Annotated in this window: 22 protein-coding genes; 21 read left to right on the top strand and 1 reads right to left on the bottom strand. The window is 64.7% G+C overall.

What is annotated here, in order from left to right; translation table 11 throughout:
- Window positions 1–341: 341 nt before the first annotated feature.
- Genes sctC through CJU94_RS18055 form a run of 17 tightly spaced genes read left to right on the top strand, consistent with a single transcriptional unit; the run spans window position 342 to window position 14563 of the window.
- Window positions 342–2525 carry a type III secretion system outer membrane ring subunit SctC gene (gene sctC, locus CJU94_RS18135; protein ID WP_095419875.1) on the top strand — a complete coding sequence of 728 codons (2184 nt, stop codon included), beginning with the start codon at window positions 342–344 and terminating at the stop codon, window positions 2523–2525.
- Complete coding sequence (locus CJU94_RS18130) at window positions 2515–3609, top strand: FHA domain-containing protein (RefSeq protein WP_095419874.1); 1095 nt, start codon at window positions 2515–2517, stop codon at window positions 3607–3609. The genes sctC and CJU94_RS18130 overlap by 11 nt, the downstream gene beginning before the upstream one ends.
- A complete protein-coding gene (locus tag CJU94_RS18125; protein ID WP_095419873.1) occupies window positions 3587–3844 on the top strand; it encodes a hypothetical protein in 258 nt (85 codons plus the stop codon). The genes CJU94_RS18130 and CJU94_RS18125 overlap by 23 nt, the downstream gene beginning before the upstream one ends.
- A gap of 9 nt (window positions 3845–3853) precedes the next feature.
- Window positions 3854–4225 carry a hypothetical protein gene (locus CJU94_RS18120; RefSeq protein ID WP_095419872.1) on the top strand — a complete coding sequence of 124 codons (372 nt, stop codon included), beginning with the start codon at window positions 3854–3856 and terminating at the stop codon, window positions 4223–4225.
- A 56-nt stretch (window positions 4226–4281) separates the two neighbouring features.
- Window positions 4282–4740 carry a tetratricopeptide repeat protein gene (locus tag CJU94_RS18115; protein WP_095419871.1) on the top strand — a complete coding sequence of 153 codons (459 nt, stop codon included), beginning with the start codon at window positions 4282–4284 and terminating at the stop codon, window positions 4738–4740.
- 1 nt (window position 4741) lies between these two features.
- Window positions 4742–5065 carry an acyl carrier protein gene (locus CJU94_RS18110; protein WP_095419870.1) on the top strand — a complete coding sequence of 108 codons (324 nt, stop codon included), beginning with the start codon at window positions 4742–4744 and terminating at the stop codon, window positions 5063–5065.
- Window positions 5065–5910 carry a type III secretion system inner membrane ring lipoprotein SctJ gene (gene sctJ, locus CJU94_RS18105; RefSeq protein ID WP_095419869.1) on the top strand — a complete coding sequence of 282 codons (846 nt, stop codon included), beginning with the start codon at window positions 5065–5067 and terminating at the stop codon, window positions 5908–5910. The genes CJU94_RS18110 and sctJ overlap by 1 nt, the downstream gene beginning before the upstream one ends.
- Window positions 5907–6482, top strand: a complete 576-nt coding sequence (locus tag CJU94_RS18100) for a hypothetical protein (RefSeq protein ID WP_095419868.1) — start codon at window positions 5907–5909, stop codon at window positions 6480–6482. Before sctJ ends, CJU94_RS18100 begins: the two co-directional genes overlap by 4 nt.
- On the top strand, window positions 6476–7399 hold the full coding sequence (locus tag CJU94_RS18095) for a FliH/SctL family protein (RefSeq protein WP_095419867.1): 924 nt from the start codon (window positions 6476–6478) through the stop codon (window positions 7397–7399). Before CJU94_RS18100 ends, CJU94_RS18095 begins: the two co-directional genes overlap by 7 nt.
- A 14-nt stretch (window positions 7400–7413) precedes the next feature.
- Window positions 7414–8367, top strand: coding sequence for a FliM/FliN family flagellar motor switch protein (locus CJU94_RS18090; RefSeq protein ID WP_244220973.1), 954 nt, complete (start codon window positions 7414–7416; stop codon window positions 8365–8367).
- Entirely contained in the window at window positions 8364–8999 is a 636-nt protein-coding gene (locus CJU94_RS18085; protein ID WP_095419865.1) for an EscR/YscR/HrcR family type III secretion system export apparatus protein, read from the top strand. The genes CJU94_RS18090 and CJU94_RS18085 overlap by 4 nt, the downstream gene beginning before the upstream one ends.
- Complete coding sequence (gene sctS, locus CJU94_RS18080) at window positions 8996–9271, top strand: type III secretion system export apparatus subunit SctS (protein WP_095419864.1); 276 nt, start codon at window positions 8996–8998, stop codon at window positions 9269–9271. Before CJU94_RS18085 ends, sctS begins: the two co-directional genes overlap by 4 nt.
- A 2-nt stretch (window positions 9272–9273) precedes the next feature.
- Complete coding sequence (locus CJU94_RS18075; protein WP_167397544.1) at window positions 9274–9996, top strand: EscT/YscT/HrcT family type III secretion system export apparatus protein; 723 nt, start codon at window positions 9274–9276, stop codon at window positions 9994–9996.
- Window positions 9993–10733, top strand: coding sequence for an EscU/YscU/HrcU family type III secretion system export apparatus switch protein (locus CJU94_RS18070; RefSeq protein WP_095419862.1), 741 nt, complete (start codon window positions 9993–9995; stop codon window positions 10731–10733). The genes CJU94_RS18075 and CJU94_RS18070 overlap by 4 nt, the downstream gene beginning before the upstream one ends.
- Window position 10734: 1 nt before the next feature.
- Complete coding sequence (locus CJU94_RS18065; RefSeq protein WP_095419861.1) at window positions 10735–12813, top strand: flagellar biosynthesis protein FlhA; 2079 nt, start codon at window positions 10735–10737, stop codon at window positions 12811–12813.
- An 11-nt stretch (window positions 12814–12824) separates the two neighbouring features.
- Window positions 12825–14147 (top strand): FliI/YscN family ATPase, encoded by a 1323-nt coding sequence (locus CJU94_RS18060; RefSeq protein WP_244220875.1) that lies wholly within the window; start codon window positions 12825–12827, stop codon window positions 14145–14147.
- A complete protein-coding gene (locus CJU94_RS18055; protein WP_095419859.1) occupies window positions 14144–14563 on the top strand; it encodes a hypothetical protein in 420 nt (139 codons plus the stop codon). Before CJU94_RS18060 ends, CJU94_RS18055 begins: the two co-directional genes overlap by 4 nt.
- 180 nt (window positions 14564–14743) lie before the next feature.
- On the opposite strand, the gene CJU94_RS18050 is transcribed toward CJU94_RS18055, so the two are convergent.
- Window positions 14744–15565: a DUF1521 domain-containing protein gene (locus tag CJU94_RS18050; RefSeq protein WP_095419858.1), complete on the bottom strand. Its 822-nt coding sequence runs from the start codon at window positions 15563–15565 to the stop codon at window positions 14744–14746.
- Between the two features lie 472 nt (window positions 15566–16037).
- On the opposite strand from CJU94_RS18050, the gene CJU94_RS18045 reads away from it, so the two are divergent.
- The 4 genes from CJU94_RS18045 to CJU94_RS18030 all read left to right on the top strand — a co-directional run bounded on the left by CJU94_RS18045 (window position 16038) and on the right by CJU94_RS18030 (window position 23813).
- The gene (locus tag CJU94_RS18045) at window positions 16038–18683 is read left to right on the top strand and encodes a hypothetical protein (RefSeq protein WP_244220874.1); all 2646 of its coding nucleotides are present in this window, start codon (window positions 16038–16040) and stop codon (window positions 18681–18683) included.
- A gap of 592 nt (window positions 18684–19275) precedes the next feature.
- Entirely contained in the window at window positions 19276–21258 is a 1983-nt protein-coding gene (gene acs / locus CJU94_RS18040) for an acetate--CoA ligase (protein ID WP_095419856.1), read from the top strand.
- A 169-nt stretch (window positions 21259–21427) separates the two neighbouring features.
- Window positions 21428–21790: a DUF4212 domain-containing protein gene (locus tag CJU94_RS18035; RefSeq protein ID WP_095419855.1), complete on the top strand. Its 363-nt coding sequence runs from the start codon at window positions 21428–21430 to the stop codon at window positions 21788–21790.
- Window positions 21791–21794: 4 nt separating this feature from the next.
- Window positions 21795–23813, top strand: a complete 2019-nt coding sequence (locus CJU94_RS18030; protein ID WP_095419854.1) for a sodium:solute symporter family protein — start codon at window positions 21795–21797, stop codon at window positions 23811–23813.
- Window positions 23814–23825: the final 12 nt, after the last annotated feature.

Here is a 23825-nt window from a genome sequence, read left to right as displayed (position 1 = left end):
CATGCATCTGCGACGTGAGTCGCGCGGGTTGTGTCTCATGTTCGGGTCAATTCAAGTGACGGCTAGTCAATCTTCTCCCCGCAATAAACCGGATTGGTCATAAAGATGTATGACGTTGCGCTTGATACATCTTCCTATTTTTGAGATATGCGATTTGGCTAAGCGAATTGAAAAGGCCCGCATCATCCGTATCGCAATTGCTGAGCTCTATTAAATGCTCGCGGGCGGTTCGGCGATATTTAAGGTCCGCAAACGACGTCGTGCATATATATGACCAGCGGCGATGCCGGAGCTATTAAATTTCACTGGCGTAATCAATAAAACGTAGCCAGGAATTTTCAATGCCAATCAGAAGCCGCAATGATTCGTCCATTAAGATGGGCGGTGGTGGATCGCAGTTCTTGCCGTCGTGCGTGAGCGCCGCTGCCATGTTTCAGGTGGCCGGTCAGCTTGCGGCGGCCTGGGCGGTGCTGCAGATCCCCGCGGCTTATGCCGTCACGCCCGTTTGGCATGGCGCGCCGATCCACTATGCGGCGAACGGCGCACCGTTGCCCGACATGCTGCGCGACGTGCTCGCGGTGGAAGGGCTGACCGCGGACATCGGCCGGGACGTCAAGGGTGTGGTCAATGGCCGTTTCGACGATACGCCCGGCAACGTGTTCATGCAGCTGGTCGAGGCTTACGGGCTGGTCTGGTACTTCGACGGCAAGTCGATGCACGTCGCGACCGCGGCGGGCGTGCGCAGCCAGGTGATTCCGTTTGCGCCGATGACTCGCGAAGCGGTTGCCGCATTGCTGCGCAACCTCGATCTCGACGACGCGCGCCTGCCGATCAGGTATTCGGCAACGACCGCGAAGGTCGCGGGCCCGTCGGCCTTTGTCGACGCGGTGGCCGAGGCGATCGACAAGGCGCAGCGGCAGAGCACCGTGGAGCCGTCGTTCGATCAGACCGAGATCCGCATTTTCCCGCTGCGCTATGCGCAGGCGCAGGACGTGCATTACTCGGTGGGGTCGCAGGACCAGGTCGTGCCCGGGGTCGCCTCGCTGTTGCGCCGGGTGATGGCGGACACCTGGCAGGCTACCGCGCCACGCGCCGCTCGCTCGCGCGCCGATGTCCGCAACGATGCCCGCAACGCGCGCGGCGCTCCGCCGCCGCTGCCGAGCCTGCGCGGCCTAGGTCTTGCCGGCGGCGGGCCGGCCGATCGCGACAGCGACATACCGCCGCCGCTGCCCGACACGGCGGCTGCGGAGACGGCTCGAACCGACCAGCCCGGCGCGACGCCCGCGCGGCGCAACATCATCGCGGACCCGCGTACTAACTCTGTGGTGATCAACGACCTCGCGTCGATGATGCCGAACTACGAGCGCGCCATCGCGATGCTCGATCAACCGCAGGAACTGGTCGAGATCGACGCGGTGGTGATCGACGTGTCGTCGAGCGCGGCGCGCTCGCTTGGCGTGGCGTGGGGTGGCTCGAACGGGCGCGTCAGCGGCTCGTCCGGCACCATCAACTCGCCGTTGACCTTCGGCGCGCCGGCCCTCGCGACCGCGGCCGGTATGGCGAGCGGACTGAATCTCGCCACCCTGGTCGGCAACTCGGCTCAGTACCTGTTCGCGCAGATCCACGCGCTGGAAGAAGCCGGCGAGGCGCATGTGCTGTCGAGTCCGCAGGTCCTCACGCTGAACAATATGGAAGCGGTGCTGACTTCGCACAGCTCGGTCTACGTGCGGGTCGCGGGCAACCAGGACGTCGATCTGTACAACATCGATACCGGTCTCACGCTGAAAGTGACGCCGAGCATCGAATCGGCCGCCGACCCGCGCCGCAATATCCGGCTCAACGTCCAGATCGACGACGGCGCGTTCAACACGTCGATGACGGTCGACGGCATTCCGAAGGTCGACAACCATTCGATCGTCACTCAGGCGATCGTGCGCGACGGCGAGAGCCTGCTGGTCGGCGGGTATCAGTACGAGCGGAGCGAAAGCACCACCTCGAAAGTGCCGGTGCTCGGCGACGTGCCTTACCTCGGCGCGCTGTTTCGCGACACCCGGACGACCCGGGAGCGCCTCGAACGGCTGATCCTGATTACGCCGCGCCTCAAGCGCATGGTCGGCAATGGCGAGCCCGCCAGCGGGGCGGTCGTGGCGGGGCAGGCTGGGGTAGCCGCGGGCGCGGGGGCGGGCTTTGCGCCCAGCGCCGTTCTGGCGAGCGGCGCGGGTGGCGCGACGGGTGCTTCCGGGCAGACGGCCCCGATGATGCCGCCGACGCCCCGGGTGGCCACTAACGTGCCGTTGGGCATCAACATCTCGCCCGCCATCGACGTCACGGCCAACGCCAACGCCAACGCCAACGCCAACGCCAACGCCAACGCCAACGCCGCTGTCACCGCCGCGCTGCGGACGCTGCCCGCGAGCGCGGGCTCGACCATTCCGCTGCCGTCCACGCCGTCGTTGCCGCCACCGCCTCTGCCCGCGTGGCAGTCGACCAGCAAGTTGCCGTGGGAGGACCGCCATGACCGCTGATGCGCTGATCCGCGTGACAGACGGCGTGCACACCGGCGCAAGCGTCGCGTTGTCCGCCGCAAAGCCGCTGCAGATCGGCAGCGGCGGGCAAGCCGATCTGATGGTGATCGATGAAGGCGTTCAACCGTTGCACGCCACCGTGCAGTTGCGCGGCGCGGCGCTCGAGTTGCTGGCGCGCGAGCCGGGCATCACCGTATTCGGCCGGCGTCTGCCGCCGGGGCGGCGCGTGCTGTTGCGGCGCGGCGCGTGGTTTACGGCCGGCGCGGTCACTTTCCAGTTTGGCGGCCGCGATATGCCGACCTCGGCGACGACGGCCCAGGCCGAGCGCGCCTATCTGTTGCGCCATGCGCCGCTCGTCTATTGCGCGAAACGCTGGTCCGGTGCGTCGCCGGTCGCGAAGGCGACGCTCCTTGCGACGCCGGTTGCCTTCCTGCTGCTTGCATGGATGGCATCGAACCCGATGCCCGGCGCGCCGCACGCACCGCGTGTCGACGACACGTTGCGGCTGGTGAGAACGCATCCCGATGCGAAGTCGGGCGCGCTGGTCTACGAAGGCTACGTGCAAACGCCGGCCGATCTCGCGGCGCTGACCGCGCGGGCGTGGTCCCGGCAACGGACGCCGGTGATGCACGTGATCGTGCTGTCGCAGTTGCAGGATCAGGTCGGCGATTTTCTCGCGCGCTACTACCGGGGCGCCGACGTGCGGCCCGCCGAGCCGGGCGCCTTCGCCGTGGTTCTGCCCGGCGCGCAGGGGTTCCTGTCGCCGGAATCATGGGACTACGCGCGCGTCGCGAAACTCGCGCGCGGCGAGATCGAGGGACTGCGTGAGCTCAGCTTTCCCGGCCACGTGCAGCAGGGCGCGAAAGTGCGCGTGCCGCTCGAGGCGCTGGGGATGAATCTGCTGTCCGGCAGTCACGCGGTCTGGCTCACCGACGCCCAGGGCGTGCGCTATTTCACCGGCGCGCGGCTGCCGGTTGGACGTATCACGCGAATCTCGGCGTGCGCGGCGGAAGTGACGCGCGACGATGGTTCGATCTACGAATTTTTCATGGGTGCGGCTCATGAGTCAAAAGACTGTCACTAGAAGCACGCTTGGCTCGTTCGGCGAACTTCCGATCGAGATGCGCGTTGCCGAAGCTGGTGGCCGCGAAGAGATCGCAGCCCGACTGACGCGCGAGATCGATGATCTGACCCATGCGCTGTCGACCGCGTCGGCAGAGGTGCGAAAAGAACTTGTTTTGCTTGTCGAGTGTTTGCGCGCGGCTCGGCAAGTCGTAGAGCGAGGTGCGAACTTCGCAAACCCCGCGCGGCAACCTTAAGGAAGAGAAATGATGAATGGTGTCAATCCGTTGGTATCCCCGAATCCGCTCGGCAACAACCACGGCGGCGGTGGTGGCGGTTCAATGCTCCGCCCCAATGGCGGCGTATCGATTGATAGTGTCGCCGAGCTGTGCGAGAAGCTGCTCAAAAAAGCAAACGCCAATTTGGCCGACGCGATGAACGAGGCCCAAAACCAGGCCGACGGGGCGCAAGCCAACGGGCAGGCCGCGGGGGGCGGCCAGGGCGGCGCCGGTGACAACCTCAGCCTGATGAAGGTTCAGCAGGCGCAAGGCAACGTTACGGCTATCAATCAAGAGGGCGTATCTCTCATTCAGGCCGCCACTGATTCGCTCAAGACCACGGCGCAAGCAATCAAATAACGCCTCTTCCTAACGGGACGAAGACGCCCTCGCGGCGTCTTCGGGAGCCATTGCAGATGCAGGACGACACCTTGCGACTACTGATTTCGATCGGCCACTACGCCCGCGTCTATCGACGTTTCGACGAGGCGCGCTATCTGTTCGAGCGGCTGCGCTCGCTCTATCCGCTGCGCGCATTTCCCTATCTCGGGCTCGGCATGGTGGAACTCGACCTCGCGAACTATCGCGCTGCCTCGCGGCTGTTCGGCAGGGCGGTGGACCTCGTGCCCGACAGCTCGCTGGCGCGCGCCTGGCTGGGTGTGTGCCAGTTATTCGAAGGTCACTATGCGCTCGGTGCCCGAACGTTGATAACGGTACCGAACGACGACGAGCCGAGCGCGAGTTCGATGGCGGAGGCCTTCCTCAACCTGCCCGAATGCGAGCCCTACACCCGTGCCGCGCGCGCCGCCCAGACTATGCACCGCGCGGCTTCTTTCTCAACGATTGAACGACTGACTATTCGAAGCGGGCATTGATATGTTGCCACTCCTTGATACTGCCATTGCGGCGCAAGCCGACGCATGGTCCCCTATGTCTCCCGCCGCTCCCCGGGTCATTGATGACTCGGGCGCCGGTAGTACGGTGCTCGAGCGTTTGCTCAACGGCGTGCAAGATGGATACGACGCGTCGACCCGGCGCGTGACGACGGATCTGGATCGACTCGATGCCGACAGCGTCTCGACCGTCGACATGCTGAGGCTCCAGGCTCACGTGGGCGCTGTCACGGTGCAGGTGGAAATGATGAAGAGCGTTGCCGATGAATTGGGCCGCGCGATCCAGACGCTGACGCAGCGAAGCTGATGCGCCGCGCCCTGATCCTGCTGCCGCTGCTGCTTCTCCTCGCCGGCTGCAGAACCTCCCTTTTTGAAGGCCTGGATGAGGACCAGGCCAACCGCATCGTCGCCGCGTTGAGCCATCACGGTATCAACGGCTTCAAGGAGCGCAACCCCGACCGTACCTGGAACATCACGGTCGACGACGCCGATGCGGTAGTCGCCACCGAACTGGCGAGCGCCTACGCGCTGCCGCGCGGAGGCCATGCGAATCTCGGCGACCTGTTCAGCCGCCAGGGGCTCATTTCGAGCCCCGAGGAGGACCGCGTCCGCTACGTGTACGGGCTCTCTCAGGAGCTCTCCGAGACGCTCGAAAGAATGGACGGCGTGCTGCTTGCCCGCGTGCATATCGTGCTGCCGGAAAAGGACCCGATGGATTCCGCTCAGGACACCTTGCCGTCGGCCTCCGTGATGATGCGTTATCGCAGCGACTACAACCTCGAACCGATGCGCGAGCGGATTCGTGCGCTGGTCGCGGGCGGCGTCGAAGGGCTGACGCCCGCGCGTGTATCGCTGACGCTCGTCGCGGTCACGCCCGTGCTGACCTTTCCCGGCGACTGCGCGTCCGGTGACGATGTCGCGAGCGCCGCCGGCGCCGTCGCGGCCACGTCCTGCGCAGAGGCGGGCGGCTACACGCCGTCGCGCGCCACGGCGATGCTGGGCGTGCTGGCCTTGCTGGTGTTGCTGATGACCGGCTCCATCTGGCTGTGGCGCTCGGGCCGGCGTACGTGGTTCAAGCCGAAGAAGCGCGATGCCGCGCCAGCCGGAAGCACTCATCCGAAGTCCGGCAGTCCCGCCGGAGGCGACGCATGAAGCACGCGTATACCTGCGCACCCGCCAACTGGGCGCATCACAGCTGGCTCGAAGGTGGCCGGCCCGTGCGCAACGAGCGGGCCGCGCGCGCCGCCCACGCGTTTTTGTTCGGCCGTTATCCGCAACTGGTGCGGGTCGCGCTCGCCGACGTGCCGCCAGCGCTGCCGATCTGGTCGCGGCCCGCGTGCGCACGCTTATGCCGGATCGTCGCCGCGCTCGCCTTCGCGCCTTCGCTGCGCCGCGTGGTGGCGGCGCAGGCGCGCGCCGCGTTTGCGGCCGGCGTCGCGCCGCGGCTGCTCGCCGAGATTCAGCGGCATCCGCGCGCCGCGGCGCGCGCCCTGAATGTGGAGCCCACGCCCTCGTTGTTCAGCCGGCGCGACATGACCGCGGCGGGGCTGGCGCTGTCGCTCGAAGCCGCTGCCGACTCGCGCTATGCGTTCTGGTGGAGCCTGCGCTTGCCGCGCGAAATCTACGAGGCCGCCTGCCGCTATCGCGTGCTCGATCTGTCCGCCGCCGACGCGCGCGAGCTGGTCGCCGAGGCGCGGCGTCTGATGGAGGCGCATCGATGCTGATCTGTCGAATAGGTGGCTGGCGGATCGAATCCGACGGGCACCTGAGCATGCATGAACTGGCATCGCTCGAAGGTTTGCGCGCCGTCGACGCGGACCGTGCGGCCGAAGTCGCGCACGAGCGTCGCCGGCTCGGCCTGCAGGTGCGCGAACTCAAGCGCCGCGCGTGGCGCCGCGGTCGCGCGGCCGGAACGGCGGCGGCGCTGCGCGAACAGGTGGCGCGGACGGCCGCGACGGCGTTTGCCGCGCATCGTCTCGAGGACAGGCTCACGCAAATCGTGCTCAGCGTGGTGAGCGACATTGTCGGCCAGTTGCCGCCGTCGACGGTGTTGTCCAATCAGCTGCGGCGCTCGCTCAGGGTGGCGCAATCGCAACGGCTGGTGTCGGTGCGCGTGACGCCGGCCGACTTCGATGACGCCGTGCGCCTCGTCGCGACGCTCGAGCAGGAGTTCGGCGCGCCGCTATGCAGCGTGCTCGCCGACGTGGGGCTGGCCGCGCATGCGTGCGTTATTGAAACCGAGTCCGGTGTGATCGACGGCGGTTTGAAGGTCCAGTTGCCGGCGCTGGAACGTGGCATCCGCGACAGCGTGGCAGAGGTGCTGCGCGAATACGGCTTCGCCGATGGCTCGGGGCGTACGGCGCTCGACACGATCGAGCACGGTGTGCGGCAGACACTGGCCGCATTGGCGGCGCCGTTGCCAACGCCTTTGCGATCGTTGGCAACGCTGGCAACGGCGACAGCGGCGACAGCGGCGACAGCGGCGACAACGGCGACAACGCCGACAACGCCGACAACGGCGACAACGGCGACAACGCCGACAACGGCGACAACGCCGACAACGCCGACAACGCCACCATCGCCAACGCGTCCCAACGCAGTCCGCGTGGTCCAGCGTTCCTTCGCGCGGGAGGTCGCATGAGTCTCTGGCCCGACATGGAGACCGTGACGCTGGCGGACGTCGAGCGCACCAACCTGGCGATCCGCCACTTTGGCAGTCCGCACGCGGTCTCGGTCGGCACCCGGCGCTTCACGCTGCAGTTCGAGGCGTGCCGTGCGCGCTATCCGCTGCGGGTGTCCGGAGTTGCCGGGCAGGTGCCGTTCAGCGCCGGCTGCGATGCCGGCGCGCTGCTGCCGGAGTTGGCACCGGCAGTCGCCGACGCGCGCGGCGACGCGGCGCTCCTGCATGTCGCCGAGGCGTTGAACGACTGGCTGTGTGCGCTCGAAGGACTGTTCGGCTTCACGATCGAGCTGACCGGCGTCGCGTTCGACGGCACGCCGGAGCAGGGCGCATACGGGCTCGCCGTAACCCATGCGGTGAGCGGTCGCACTGCTCATTTTTCGTTTCTCAGCCCGGCGGTTGATGCATGGCTGCGGCTGCGCGCGCCACCGCTGCAGTCCAGGCAGGCGTTGTTGAGCCGCCTGTATGTGCGCCTGCCGATTTGCCTGCCGGGCCCGTCGTTATCGCTGCCGCGCCTGCGCAGGGTCGCGCCGGGCGATGCGCTGCTGTTCGATCGCCATTCGAGTTACCTGCGCGTGCCGTTGCGAATGGGCATGTGCCGGATCCTGTTGAAATTCACTGAGGAGTACGCCTTGATAGACCATGTCATGACTGATGAAACCCCGCCCGTCGAAATGACCAGCGAACTGCTGCCCATCGACTCGATCACCTTCGCCTTCGAGGCGGTGCTCGGCACGTTGTCGCTGTCGGTCGCCGAACTGGCGCATTTGCGCGAAGGCTCGATCGTCGCGTTCCGGCTGCCCGCGCGGGAGCGCAAGGTCACGCTTCTGTGTCAGGGCATTCCGTTTGCCCGCGGCGAGCTGATCGATATCGAAGGCGCGCTCGGCGTGCGCGTCACGCGGCTCACCCAGGAGGATCTGCCGGCATGACCGCCCAGTTCGATCCGCTGCAGAATATCAGCCTGTTTTTCATGCTCGGGCTGCTGCCGCTCGCGGTTGCCATGACCACTTCGTTTACGAAGTTCAGCATCGTGCTGACGCTGCTGCGCTCCGCGCTCGGCGTTCAGCAGGCGCCGAGCAATCTCGTGATCTCGGGTATGGCCCTCGCGGCGACGCTCGTCGTCATGGCGCCGACCCTTTCGAAGATCGAGGCCGCGCTCGATTCCGGCGACGGCGCCATGCTGCGCCCCACCGAAATCGTGCAGGCCGTGCGCGGCCCGCTCGGCGACTTCATGCTCAAGCACTCGCGGCTCGAAGAGCGGCAGTTTCTCGTCAGCGCGGCGAAGCGGATCGACCCCGAGCACGATGCGCACGACACCGACTTGCAACTGCTGATACCGGCGTTCCTGATCAGCGAGATATCGAGCGGATTCGAAGCGGGCTTTCTGCTCTACATCGCATTTCTGGTGGTGGACCTGGTAGTCGCCAACGTGCTGAGCGCAATGGGCATGATGATGCTCTCGCCGAGCACCGTGTCGATTCCGTTGAAGCTGTTCATCTTCGTGTCGGCGTCGGGCATGTCGAAGCTCATGCACGGCCTTATCGTCAGCTATGCCAAATGAGCGGTCTGCTGTCTCTCGCCACGTTGTCCAGCGACGCGCTGATGCTGGTGTTCTGGCTGTCGTTGCCCGCGCTTGCGGTAGCCACCCTGATTGGGCTGGTGATCGGGCTGTTGCAATCGATCACGCAGGTCCAGGATCAGAGCCTGCCCTACGGCGCGAAGATCATCTGCGTAGGCTTCGTACTGATGGTCACCGCGCCGTGGGCGAACCGCGAACTCGCACGTTTTCTCGCCCACGTGTTCACCTATATTGCGGCGGGGCGCCTGCATTGAGCATGGAATATTTCCGCTATCTCGAAGGCTTCGCGTTCTGCACGATCCGGCCGACCGTGGCGCTGGGCCTGATTCCGTTCGGCCAGAACGGCTCGCTGGGGATCGTGTTGCGGCTGCCGCTGCTGGTCACGATCGCCATGCTGCCGCAGCAGGTCGGCTGGCCGCCTCACCTGTGGACCGCCATGTTTTTCGAAGTCGCGACCGGCGCCGTGCTCGGGATGCTGCTCGGCACGATCTTTCACGCGGCGGCAGCCGCCGGCGCCGTGCTCGACCAGCAGGGCGGCTATGCGAGCGCCGCGATTTACGACCCGCACTTCCAGCAGGAAGCGGCGCTGTTCGAAGCCCTGTTTCTGCAGTTCGCCGCGTTGACGCTGTTCACGGGGCCGGGTTTGCCGCTGCTGTTCGGCTTCTTTACCGATGCGTGGGTACTGTGGCCCCCCGGCCGCTGGCGCGGCGATCTGGTCGACGTATTCCGGCAGCTTGCACTGCGCAATCTTGCGGATTCCCTGACCGAGGGCTTGCGTCTCGCGAGCCCGTTGCTCGGCCTCGTGCTGCTGGTGGACATCGCATTCGGCCTGATGTCACGGCATGCAAAGCGGCTCAATCCGTTTGCGACCGCGCGCACCGTGAAAGCCGCGGTTCTGACGTTCGCCGCCGTGCTGAGCGTGCCTGCGCTGTTCGCGCAGTTGCGCCTCGCATTCGATCACGTGATCCATCTGCGATGAGCGACAAGAGCGAAGCGCCCACCCCCAAGCGGATCCGCCGCGCGCGCGCGGACGGCGAGATCGCGAAGAGCACGCATCTGACGGTGGCGTTCGGCGGCCTCTTCTGGTGGCTGTATCTGTTCATCGAGGCGCCGCATCTGTACGCACTCGGCAGCCGGCTGATCGTGCACGTCACGACGCTCGACGCATCGCGCGAGTTTGGCGACCGGCTCGCGTCGACCTGTGCCGCGCTTTACGCGTTCATCGCGCCGGTGTTGACGGCGCTCGGTGTCGGCGCGCTGGCGGCTCTGGTGCCGGAACTGATGCAAACGCGCGGCTTGCTCGCGTGGAAGCGCGTCACGCCCGACGTCAAGCGCCTGAATCCTGTCAATGGGCTCAAGCAGATGTTCAGTCTGCGCCTGCTGTGGGACAGCATGCTCACGATCATCCAGTTCACCGTCCTGCTGTATCTGTTCGTGCAGGCACTCGCAGCCTGGCTGAGGCAACTGGCGCCGGCATGGGAATTTTCCGTGCCGGTGCATCTCGGCTATACGGCAATCGCGCATTCGCATCTGCTCGCCTGGATGGCCGCTTCGCAGATCGTGCCTGGCGTTGCCGACTATCTCGTCCAGCGCTTTCTGTGGCTGCGCGGCCTGCGCATGGACAAAAACGAAATCAAACGCGAATTCCGCGACGACGAAGGCGACCCCTACGTAAAAAGCCGTCGACGCGCGCTTCATCGGGAGCTTGGCCAATAACATGTCGAACCGTTCCATTCTCAGCCGCTACGATCTGTCGGCCTTTTTTGCACGTCATGCGGACCTCGCCGTCGGCATCGGCATGCTGACGGTACTTGCACTGCTGATCGTGCCGGTGCCGCCGTTCGTGCTCGATCTGTTCATCTGCGTGAGCTTCGCCGCGGGCCTGACGATGCTGACCACCACGCTGTATGTGTCCAAAGCCGCGGATCTCGCGAGCTTTCCGTCGCTGCTGCTGATCACTACGTTGCTGCGCCTCGCGCTGGCAATCGCCTCGACCAAAATGATCCTGCTTCATGCGCACGCCGGTCAGATCATCGGCGCATTCGGCGAAATGGTGGTGGGCGGCAACGTGGCGGTCGGCCTGGTGGTCTTCGTGGTGCTCGCGGCAATCCAGTTCATTGTCGTGGCGAAAGGCGCGGACCGCGTCGCGGAAGTGGCGGCGCGCTTCACGCTCGACGGCATTCCAGGGCGGCAGATGAGTATCGATGCCGACATGCGCAACGGTGTGATCACGGCCGCCCAGGCGAGCCGTCTGCGCGCGGCGCTCGAACGCGAAACCTATTTCTACGGCTCGCTCGACGGCGCGATGAAATTCGTCAAGGGCGATGCGGTGGCCGGCCTCGTCGTCGCGCTGGTGAATATCGTGGGCGGACTGGCGGTCGGGATCGCGCAACGCGGCATGTCGTTCGGCGACGCGCTGCACACGTACACGATCCTGACTGTCGGCGACGGCCTCGTGTCGCAGATTCCGTCACTGATCGTCTCGGTGGCCGCGGGCATTCTGGTCACCCGCGTGAGCGCCGCCGACGGCAAGGACGCCCATCTCGGCAGCGACATCTACCGGCAACTGGCGGCGCATCCGAAAGCGATCGTCATGGCCGGCGTGGCGTGTCTGTCGCTTGGTGCGATTCCCGGTTTCCCGCATGTCCAGTTCCTCGTGGCCGGCGGCCTGCTGCTCGCGCTCGCGCTGACGCTGATGCGCAACGCCGCGCTCGCGACCAACTCGCAGCGCGCGCTAATGCCTGGGATGACGCGCGACGGCGGCAATTACGTACCGCGTATTCTCGACGACGTCGAGTTGGGCACGAGTGCGGCGTTGCGCTTACGGCTCGGTCTCGAGGCGTTCGACGCACTGCGGCCCGAGGCGTTGAACCGCCAGCTCGGTCAATTGCGCCGCAAGCTGATGGTGGAGCTGGGCGTGCCGTTTCCGGGTCTCGCGCTGTTGCGCGATTCGCGGCTCGCGCCCGAGCGCTACGTGGTCGATATCGAAGACGTGCCGTTCGCGAGCGGCACGCTGGTTGGCGCACACACGCTGGTGAGCGGCGACGAGAGCCGCATCGTTTTCGACGGCGTGGCGGGCTACCGGCCGCGTGCCGCGAAATCGGTCTGGGTACCGAGCGCGACGGCGGCCTCGCTCGACGATCCGGAGATCCACAAGGCGAGCGTCGACGAGGCGCTATGCGATCACCTCGCGGAAGTGTGCGAGCGCTCGGCGGCTGATTTTATCGGCACGCAGGAGACGCGCTTTCTGCTCGATCAGCTCTCGATCGAATTTCGCGAGCTGGTCGGTCAGGCGGCGCAGGCCGTGAGCACGGTTCAACTCGCCAGCGTGCTGCGGCAATTGCTGGAGCAGCGCGTGCCGATCCGCAATCTGCGCGCGATTCTCGAAGCCGTCGTCCGCGTGCCGGCGGCCGAGCGCACGACCGACCGGATGGTGCGGCAGGCGCGCATCCAGTTGGGGCCGCAGATCGCGCGCGGGCATGCCGATCTGGAGTCGTGGACGATCTTCGCGGCGGTGCTGGAGCCGTCATGGGAAGCCGAGCTCGAAGCGCAGATCAGAAGCGGTGTCGACGGTGAACCGCAATGCGTGCTTTCGGTGGAGGAACTGGAGCGGGCGCAACGGGTTTTCGCCGCGGACATGAACGGAGTTGCGCTGATCGTGACGAATGCGGTTTTGCGTCCGCACCTGGCGCGGCTGTTGCACGACTTCGGGCGGCGCGTCGACGTTCTGGCCATCGAAGAGATTCCGCTCGACGTCTACCGCGTCCAGGCTGTCGCGACGCTGGGCGAGGCATGAAGGAGAACACGATGTCCTCGATGGGAAAAACCGTGCCGGTGTTTCTCTCAGCACCGACGTTGCGCGGCCGGGTAATCGAAGCGCGCGGCGTGATCGCCCGGGTGGTGGGCGTGTCGTTGCGGATCGGCGAGAAGGTGCGCCTCGTGCGGCCGGATACGCTCGAGGCGCAATACGGAGAAGTGGTCGGATTTGCGCACGATGGCGCGCTGGTCATGCCGCTTGCCGGCCTGAACGGCCTCTCGGACATCACCGAAGTGCAAGGCTGCGGCTCGGCCTGGGGGACGTTCGACGCGGCGGAGCTGCTCGGCCGCGTGGTCGACGGTCTCGGCAATCCGCTCGACGGCGGTCCTGCGCCACGGCCGCTCGCGAGCGCGGCGGCACAAGCCGAGGCGGGGGCGACGCTCAATCCGCTCGAGCGCCCGGTCATCGCGACGCCGTTTGCCACCGGCGTGCGCGCGATCGATGGCCTGCTAACTTGCGGCGTGGGCCAGCGCACCGGCATTTTCGCGCCCGCCGGCGGCGGTAAGAGCACGATCATGGGCATGATCGCGAACGGCGCGTCGACCGATGCGATCGTGGTCGCCTTGATCGGCGAACGCGGCCGCGAGGTGGCCGAATTCATTCACGATCACCTGGAACGACGGCGTGCCTCGACGATCGTGATCGCCGCGACATCCGACCGTCCCGCAGCGGAGCGGATCAAGGCGGCGGAGCTCGCCTCGCAGGTTGCGGTAGGACTGCGCGCGAGCGGACGCAACGTCCTGTTGCTGTTCGACTCGCTCACCCGCTATGCGCGCGCGTTGCGCGAGCTCGGGCTGGCGGTCGGCGAGCCGCCGCTGCGAGGCGGCTTCCCACCCAGCGTGTTTGCGCAGTTGCCGCGCCTGATCGAAGCGGCCGGCGTGACAGCGCGGGGCAGCATCACCGCGTTCTACACCGTGCTCGCCGACGAAGCCGATCTCTCCGATCCGGTTGCCGAGGAGGCGCGCTCGCTGCTCGACGGGCATATCCAGCTTTCGTCGAAACTGGGCGCGGCGGGACACTATCCCGCCATCGACATCCTGCGCAGCCGAAGCCGGTTGATGACGCGCGTCTCTGCGGCCGTGCATCAGGCGGATGCGAACCGCGTGCGCGACTGGCTCTCGCGCTACGAGGAGGTCGAACTGTTGCTGCAGATCGGTGAATACCAGCGCGGCAACGACGCGGACACGGACCAGGCCATCGACCGGCGCGCGGCGATCGTGAGCTTCTTGCGCCAGCGGTACGACACGCGCTGCGGCTGGGACGACACGCGCAGGCAGTTGCATGCGTTGTGTGACGGCGCTCATCCGGCATGACGCAGAGCGTCGCGAGCTTGGCGGAATTCTGGCGCGTGCTCGCGCGAGTGCGGCGCTTGCGGGTGCAGCGCCGGCTGCGCGAGGTGGTGGATGCGCGTCGCGACGAGCGTCTGGCGGCAGATGGGGTGGCTGGGAGGATCGCCGCGCTGGAACGCCACGCCGAAGAGCGGCGGCGAGTGCTTGCATCTTGCCGACGCGACCCGCGCGCTAGCCGGCAGTGGCATGCGACGTTGCGCGCGCACGACGCGCTCGCGCCGATGCTGCGTGCTCATCTGGTCGAAGCGCAGAAGGTGCATGCCGAGGCGCGCGAAACGGCGGTGCGAGCGCTGGCGTCCTGGCGGCGCGAGACGATCCGGCAGGAAGATGCCAGCGCACGTGCTCGCGAATGTCTGGTGCGAATGCGTGAGACGGGATAGCAGCCAGGCCATAGCCTGGACGATTCTGCGGATGATTGGACGCAATGAAGCCGGACGGCCCTGGACGTCCGGCTTTTTTACATCGCATGAACCTCGCCGGCTTGAGGGTCCGCTGCCGAGCGGCCGCCGGATATCGGGCTCCGCTTACCGGGCGATGACTATCGCCCGGGCGGCCCAGTTTTATCGAAGATGGTTCGACTTCTTGTACTGGTCGAAGTCGCTCTGCGTCGGTGCCTTGCCCGTTTGCGGGTTGATAAAGCCATTGCTGTCGTTCGTGGCCACGAGCCTCATGCCGTGCGGCGGACGGGCATTGGAGGTCTGATTCACCGTGAGCGGGGCTTTGTCCTCCTGGCTGATACCTTGGATCTGATACGTCTTGCCGTTGAATTGGAGGGTTGCCTGTGTTGCGTAGGGGGCGGCCGCTCCCTTCGTGGCCGGCCCCGTGTCGACCGTGAGGTGGCCGCCCGGAATCTGGAAGTCGATCGAGCCGTCGAAAGTGATTTTATCGCCGTAATGCGGATCGCCCTTAATTACATTCGTTACGCCGGTTTGCTTGTTCATTAGGGTAACAGACGAATCGGCCTTCCTGATGCGGATGTAGAAATCGCCGGCACTGATGGTGCCCTGGTTGTCAGTGAAGCCGCTGATGGTGACCGGCGAGTTGCGGCTTACTGAACCTGCGTGGCATTTGTCGTCCGATGCGAGCCTGCGGCCGTTCGGGTTTGAGCTGAAGTTGCCGTGGGCCGGCGCATTGTCCCACTTGACCATCTTCGTTTGCGCGACATATTGGCTGCTCGAGCCATGCGGCGAGTTGTGCGTGGCCATCTGGAACGACGTCTTCTCGTAGTAGCCGCGCGACATATTGGAGGCTTGCTCCCACGGTTTGTGAGTGCCGCGCTCGAAGGCGGGCGAGTGCGGCTTCCACGCTGCACCGGACGAATAACTGTTCATGTTGATCTGGCGCTGGAAGGCGGTGTAATTGTTCTGGATCGCTGGGAGCATGTCGATTTTCCTGAAGTAAAAAAAGTCGGCTGGACTAAGCAGGCGGAACCACGTAGCCGACGGCAAAAGATTGGTTCCGTGAGTGACATGGTAGAGAGATTGAAATGTCGTTCGGCATACTTATTTATAGTTTGATTAATGATTTGTGATTTGTTCCGGGGTTTCTCCTGCTCGGGGTGACGTTCACGACGCCTGAATCGATACAGGCGATCGTGGAGTGGGGCGGTGCTCGCGCATTTCAACACGGATTACCTGGCGTAGACGTCCACGGCGACGACAGGACACGCCACGTAATCACGACTGCACGAGCCGGTGGCGTGCCACACGTTGATTTGGCGTTGCACTTGCATCCGGATCGAACGGGCTTGATTCGATGAGGTGCAGCGATACCACATCGCCGCGACGGGCCGTGTCTTAATGATTGCTCGTCTCGCTCCTACAGAGGCCAAACATGACTGCTTCCATTTCGGGCATGGCTGCACGCGATAGCGCAAACGCAGGTAATGATCTGCGTCAACCTGACGAGACCGCCGCGCAAAGCGCAGAGCCACGGTCCCCGATCATCCCGTCGCGCGACCCGGTTTCCCCTTCCGTATCCACGCCGTTCTCCAACAGTCTGAACTTCAAGACCGGCCTTCTGCTGTCTACCTGGAACACGTGGCAGGACCGGCCGCCGTTGCCCGGAAGCAGCTCCTTTTCATCGCGCCTGATCGCGGCAAACCGTATGGGGCATGCCGCGAATGGCATGGCCTCGAATCTCGGCAGGTTCTTCAGTTCGTTGGGCAAGACACTGGATCCATACGATAGCCAGAAGCCAACGCTGGCCGCGTTGCAGGCAGGCAAGGCGCTGGGCAATGCGATCGGCTACGCGGTCGATTTCTCGAAGGTCGAGGATAAGCGGGCAACTGCGCGCAATTATCTGTCTGGTCCGTTGAGACAGGGAGCGTTCTCGCTTCTCCCTGAACGCGATCCGCACGAGGAGATCATGCTGGTCCGCTTCCGCGCATCTTCGACATCGACGCAATCTCAAACGGCCGCACCCCGAACAGGGGATCGGGTTACGCAAACGATGGGTCCACTGCATCAGTCGCACGGCACGCAGACCCATTCACCGGCAACGAGTCGTGATAGACGGACTCAAACGGATGGTTCCCGCATCAGCAGGACGACGCAAACGCCAGTTTTCACGCAGGGCCGCTTCAGCCAGACAGATTCGAATCAGGCGGAAGAACGGCAGGCCCGCGCGGACGGCGAAGATAAGAAGGAGGCCGGGAATCGGCCGGCGAGCAATGACGCCGGTACTCAAACGGATAAGCAACGTGTCCATGAAGCCACTCAGACCCGGCGAGACGCGCGTGACGCCGAGGTTCAGACTGATTCGCCGGGAACAACGGATAACGGCAGCCAGGCGACGCCGCAGCTCGCCGATGCCGGCACTCAGAATCGTGTCCATGTGAAGCATCAGAATGTGTACGCGGGCCCGGCGGGTCAAGTGGACGAGTCTGTTCAGGCAATCGCGCGCACGGACCACAGCGAAACGCAAACGAGTCACTATCGGCATGACCGCTCCGTGCAGACTGCCGACCGGCGCAGGATCGGTACAGCGGTTCAGGCTGCGCCGTTCACGTCCACGGCAGCCACTCAGACAGCGACCGTGAAGCGCGACGCCGACGTACAAGCCGTGCCGCCGAACCCGGACCGTTCAGTGTCGCGCAACCCGGGCGCGGCGCCCGGCACTGGGCAACCAACGCAGCCGGATGCCCGGCAACGAATACATGGGCACGATGCCGGTTCTCAAGCCGGGTGGCCGCAAACCGATCGCGAATCTCAAGCGAATGTCGAAACCCGACAACGCGCCACGCAAAAGTCGCCGCCAATAACGGATCATCACGGCAGTCAAACGGCGGTGATCCAGCGCGATCAGGACAGTCAGGCGGCACCGCCAAGCCGATCGCGAAGTGTCCAGGCCGAGGTCGTGACCACAAGCTTCAACCCTCCTGAAACCACACAAAAAGTGCTGCCGGACAGCGTAAAAGCCAACGGCCACTGGCTGCCGATCGACCTGCTCGCACTGGCGTCGAGTTCGGCGAACGTGAAGAACGACTCGAACACGGCGAACCGGATGTCGCTGGTCGCTGATTCATTCAGTACCACCGGCGACGCCGTCGCCGTGGCCAACATCGATGGCAGCAAGCTGCTGACCCTGTCGTCGAAAGCACTGTCCCTGCTCGGCACGGCGGTCGGGTTGGCACCGTCTGTCGGACAATTGTCTTCCGACATCAAGGAACTGATCCGCAACCCCGGAAATGAGCAGGCAAAATGGAACGTCGGCAACGACTCCGTGCAACTCATAGGCGGGCTCGTCGCGACGGCCGCATCTTTTGCTTTTCCGCCGGCGGCGCTCGCGCCGTTGCTATTGCCGAATTTCGCCGAGATCTATCACGCGGAGGCGCTTAGGAAGTCGGTCGACGATCTGCGCGCGCAGGGGCTCGATGCGGAGGCCGGCGCACTGCATACCGAGTATCAGAAGGCCGTATTGAATGCGACACCGGTGGTGAACTGGTTTTCTTCGTTTTATACGCCCGCCATGCGACCCGCCATCGAGCGCTTCGAGTTATCGCAAGGCAACAAGCCCGGCGCGGCACCGATGGGCGACATCGGTTCTGGAACGCGAGGCGATCCGGCCGTGCTCGACTACTACGGGCAAGCGATGCAACAACGCGGCAAGCGTCTCGCCACGTCCGCGACCCCTTACCTGAAGGCGATCGCTCAGGAAGCGGGCGCGGATTCCGTCACGATGGTGTCACATGCGCCACAGGTGTTCGGTTGGCCATCCACGGGGCAACCCATGCGGCTATTCGACCGATCGATTGCGATGACCTATTCGAGAGAATCCGGCGTGGTGAGCTATCAGTTCTTCGGCAAAGAGAGGGACGGAATCTTCCGCCTTGCCATGCTGAACGAAGGTGTCACGACCGGTCACGGAAAGAAAAACCTCGTCGTCGTGGATAACATGCTGGACCCCGATAAACAGCGGGTCAAGTTCGATCTTCAAGCGTATCGCGGTGATCAAACAGGCACCATCTATCTGGCCGATCGCAACCGATACGCGATTTGAGGCATGAGGAGTCAGGCTTGAAAGTTACTTTCCAATCCTAAGTTAAATGCAAATTCTCGGGCCGACGTGTTCGAGTATGCGTCCGCATGGCGGTGCGCGGTTATGGGATTGCGGCCATGGCACTCCGCATACGCCGAGGTGGCCTCGTCCCCTCGTCCTCGTGGAGTCCACCGGATTGCAAAGGGGCCGCGCCGTCTCACGCCTTCGGTCTGCAGTACGCCGCTCGTCATTCACCGCACGAACCCGGAATCTCCCCAGGAATAACCCTGGGTATCTATCGGCAATGGCGACGTCGGGGCCGGTGTCTTTTGCCATGCAGCCATGACATAGCTGGATGGCATCGGTTAACATTGCAGATCAGAAGCGGCAGGACATGTCTTTGCCGACCATACCGCCGCGCGTAAGTAGCAGGTAAGTTGCGGCATTTATCTTTGTTCCATGTCGGTGAGCGATCGCGCATGGTGCAGTGCGGCAGAGCGATCAGGTCACCGAGGGTTGGAGACACCCGCCGCGGCTTTCGGGCGCCATACGATACGACGCGTGCCACGCGTCTGCACAGGTTTTACGTTTCATCTTCACCAAGGGGTTGTCGATGTCTGCGATTGAATCGGTTCTTCAGGAACGCCGCGTTTTCCCGCCCTCCGCAGAAGTAGCGGCAGGTGCGACCATCTCCGGCATGGACGCGTACCGGGCGCTCGCCGCCGAAGCGGAACGCGATTACGAGGGTTTCTGGGGGCGCCTCGCTCGCGAGACGCTAAGCTGGAACACGCCCTTCACCAAGGTGCTCGACGAATCGAACGCGCCGTTCTACACGTGGTTCGAGGACGGTCAACTGAACGCGTCGTATAACAGCATCGACCGTCACGTCGAGGCCGGCAACGGCGAGCGTGTCGCGATCATTTTCGAAGCCGACGACGGCACCGTCACCAACGTCACCTACCAGGATCTGCTGCAGCGCGTCTCGCGCTTTGCGAACGCGTTGAAGAAGCGCGGCGTCAAGAAGGGCGACCGTGTAGTGATCTACATGCCGATGTCGATCGAAGGCATCGTCGCGATGCAGGCTTGCGCGCGAATCGGCGCCACGCACTCCGTGGTGTTCGGCGGCTTCTCGTCGAAGTCGCTCAATGAACGGCTGGTGGACGTGGGCGCGGTCGCGCTGGTTACGTCGGACGAACAGATGCGCGGCGGCAAGGCGCTGCCGCTGAAGAACATCGCCGACGAAGCCCTCGCGATGGGCGGCTGCGAAGCGGTCAAGAGCGTGATCGTGTATCAGCGCACGGGCGGCAAGATCGCCTGGAACGCGGACCGCGATCTGTGGATGCACGAGCTCGCGCAAGCCGAATCGGATCAGTGCGCGCCCGAGTGGGTCGGCGCCGAGCATCCGCTGTTCATCCTGTACACCTCGGGTTCGACCGGCAAGCCCAAGGGCGTGCAGCACAGCACCGGCGGTTATCTGCTGTGGGCCGCGCAGACCATGAAGTGGACCTTCGACTGGAAGCCCGCCGACGTGTTCTGGTGCACCGCCGACATCGGCTGGATCACCGGCCACAGTTACATCACCTATGGTCCGCTGACGCTCGGCGGCACCCAGGTCGTGTTCGAAGGCGTGCCCACGTATCCGAACGCCGGGCGCTTCTGGGACATGATCGCGAGGCACAAGGTGTCGCTGTTCTATACAGCGCCGACCGCGATCCGCTCGCTGATCAAGGCCGCCGACGCGGACGGGAAAGTGCATCCGAAGAGCTACGACCTGTCCACGCTGCGCATCATCGGCACGGTCGGTGAGCCGATCAACCCGGAAGCCTGGGTCTGGTATTACGAGAACGTGGGCGGCAGCCGCTGCCCGATCGTCGATACCTGGTGGCAGACCGAAACCGGCGGCCACATGATCACGCCGCTGCCGGGCGCCACGCCGCTCGTGCCGGGTTCGTGCACGTTGCCGCTGCCCGGCATCATGGCGGCGGTGGTCGATGAAACCGGCCAGGACGTGCCGAACGGGCAGGGCGGCATTCTGGTGGTGAAGCGTCCATGGCCGTCCATGCTGCGCAACGTGTGGGGCGATCCGGACCGCTACAGGAAGAGCTACTTCCCCGAAGAACTCGGCGGCAAGCTGTATCTAGCGGGCGACGGCGCGGTGCGCGACAAGGAAACCGGCTACTTCACGATCATGGGCCGTATTGACGACGTGCTCAACGTGTCGGGCCACCGGCTCGGCACGATGGAGATCGAGTCGGCGCTGGTGTCGAACCCGCTCGTCGCCGAAGCGGCCGTGGTGGGGCGCCCCGATGCGACAACCGGTGAAGCCGTGTGCGCGTTCGTGGTGCTCAAGCGCGCGCGTCCGGAAGGCGAGGAAGCGGTCAAGCTCGCCAACGAACTGCGCAACTGGGTCGGCAAGGAGATCGGTCCGATCGCCAAGCCGAAGGACATCCGTTTCGGCGAAAATCTGCCGAAAACGCGTTCGGGCAAAATCATGCGCCGCCTGCTGCGCTCGCTGGCGAAGGGCGAGGAAATCACCCAGGACGTGTCCACGCTGGAGAACCCGGCGATTCTCGATCAGCTTGGCGAATCGCTCTGAGCCCGGGTTTGCCCATGTAGTTTGCCCATGTCGACGGGCGTAAACGACAAGGGCGTGTCGGAGATGCGCGCTTGATCCAAAGCAGTCTTCGGTCACTGAGTCAGCTCTTTGAAGCCACCGCGCGGACAATCCCGATTGCCTGCCCGGTGGCTTTTTGATACATAGGCGCATGGCCGCGCCGCACCATTCCTCTCACGCTACGCTCAATCCTCCGCCCGAACCGCCTCTGGTCTCGGCGGCGATGGCGCGCGCGCACCAGACGTACTGGCGCTTCAACCTCGCATTGATTGCGGCGTTGATGACCGTGGGCTTCATCGTGTCGTTCGTCTTGCCGCTGATGGCGCCGGCTCTGGCGCAGGTGCGGATCGGCGGTTTCCGGTTGCCGTTCTACTTCGGCGCGCAGGGTGCGATCCTGCTCTACCTGGCGCTCATCGTCGTGTATATCGTGCTGATGCAGCGTGCCGACCGGCGGCTGCAACGCGCCTTCGTGGCGGACGCCGGCGCCGACGCACCCACCACGCGCGGAAACTGAGCCGATGAAACTCGCGAACCGGCTGATCCGCTCCTACGCGCTTTATACGCTCGGCTTCCTGCTGTTCATCTATGTCATGTGGCGTATCGAGCGCACCACGGGTCCGGGCGTGTGGATCGGCTACGTGTTCCTGTTCGTGCCGATCGCGGTGTATGCGGTGATCGGCCTGCTGTCGCGCACGTCCGATCTGGTCGAATACTATGTGGCGGGGCGGCGCGTGCCGTCCGCCTTCAACGGCATGGCGACCGCCGCCGACTGGCTTTCGGCGGCCTCGTTCATCGGTCTTGCCGGCTCGATCTATGCGACCGGATATGACGGTCTCGCATATCTGATGGGCTGGACGGGCGGCTATTGCCTCGTCGCCTTCCTGCTCGCACCGTATGTGCGCAAGCTCGCGCGTTACACGATTCCGGATTTTCTCGGCACGCGTTTTTCGAGCAATGCGGTGCGCGGCCTCGCGGCTCTGGCGGCGGTCTTGTGCTCGTTCGTTTATCTGGTCGCGCAGATCCAGGGCGTCGGCCTGATCGCGACGCGCTTTATCGGCGTGGATTTCGCGGTCGGCATTTTCTGCGGACTCGCGGGCATTCTGGTGTGTTCGTTTCTCGGCGGCATGCGCGCCGTCACGTGGACGCAGGTCGCGCAGTACATCATTCTGATCGCGGCGATTCTGATTCCCGTGTCGATGATCGCGCACAAGGACGGCCTCGGCTGGGTTCCGCAATTCAGCTATGGCCGCTTGATGGAGCGTGTCGAAGGCCTCGAGAAGCAGGTGCGCGAGGCACCGCTCGAGCAGACCGTGCGCGACGATTATCGCCGCCGTGCCGCGCTGATGCAGATGCGGCTCGACACGTTGCCGCAATCGTTCGTCGACGAGAAGCAGCGTCTCACGCAGGAAGTCGCCGATCTGCGCCGCCATAACGGCCCGCTGCGCGAGATCAAGGAGCGCGAAAGGGCGCTCGAGCTGTTTCCGCGCGATGCCGCCGCCGCGCAGATCGTCTGGACCCAGCGACGCGATGAAATGCTGACACGGGCAGCCGCCCCGGTGCCGATGCATGAGCCGTTCCCCGCCGCGACCGAACAGGACCGGCGCATTCATGAGCGCAATTTTCTTTCGCTGCTGCTGTGCCTGTCGCTCGGCACGGCGAGCCTGCCGCATATTCTGACGCGTTTCAACACCACGACCTCGGTCGCGTCCGCGCGACGCTCCGTCGGCTGGACGCTGTTTTTCGTCGCGCTGTTCTATCTGACGGTGCCGGTGCTGGCGGTGCTGATCAAGTACGAGATATTGACCAACCTGGTGGGCCATCACTTCGCCGACTTGCCGCAGTGGCTCATGCAATGGCGCAAGGTGGAGCCGAGCCTGATCAGGCTCGCCGATACGAATGGCGACGGCATCGTGCGCTGGAGCGAGATCCAGATGCAGCCCGACATGGTCGTGCTCGCCGCGCCGGAGATCGCGGGGCTGCCGTATGTGATGTCGGGGTTGATCGCGGCGGGCGCGCTGGCCGCGGCGCTCTCCACCGCGGACGGCTTGCTGCTCACCATCGCCAATGCGTTGTCGCACGATGTGTACTACCACATGGTGGATCCCAACGCGTCGAGCCAGCGGCGCGTGACGATCTCGAAGATCCTGTTGCTGGGGGTGGCGCTCTTTGCGTCGTATGTGGCGTCGCTCAATACGGGGAACATTCTGTTTCTGGTGGGCGCCGCGTTTTCGCTCGCGGCGTCGAGCCTCTTTCCCGTGCTGGTGCTGGGCGTGTTCTGGAAGCGCACCACGCGGCTCGGGGCGGTGGCGGGCATGGTGGCGGGACTGGTGGTGTGCATCTATTACATTGTGTCCACGTACCCGTTCTTCACGCAGATGACGGGCTTCGCCGGCGCGCGCTGGTTCGGAATCGAGCCGATCAGCTCAGGCGTGTTCGGCGTGCCGGCGGGGTTTCTGGTGGCGATCGGCGTGAGTCTGATCGATCGCAAACCCGACGCTTATACGCGGGCGCTGGTGGACTATATCCGGCATCCGTAGGCTGGTTTGCGC

This window comes from Paraburkholderia aromaticivorans (genome assembly GCF_002278075.1).
In the GTDB taxonomy this organism is placed as follows: domain Bacteria; phylum Pseudomonadota; class Gammaproteobacteria; order Burkholderiales; family Burkholderiaceae; genus Paraburkholderia; species Paraburkholderia aromaticivorans.
This window is presented reverse-complemented; position numbering and strand designations above follow the sequence as displayed.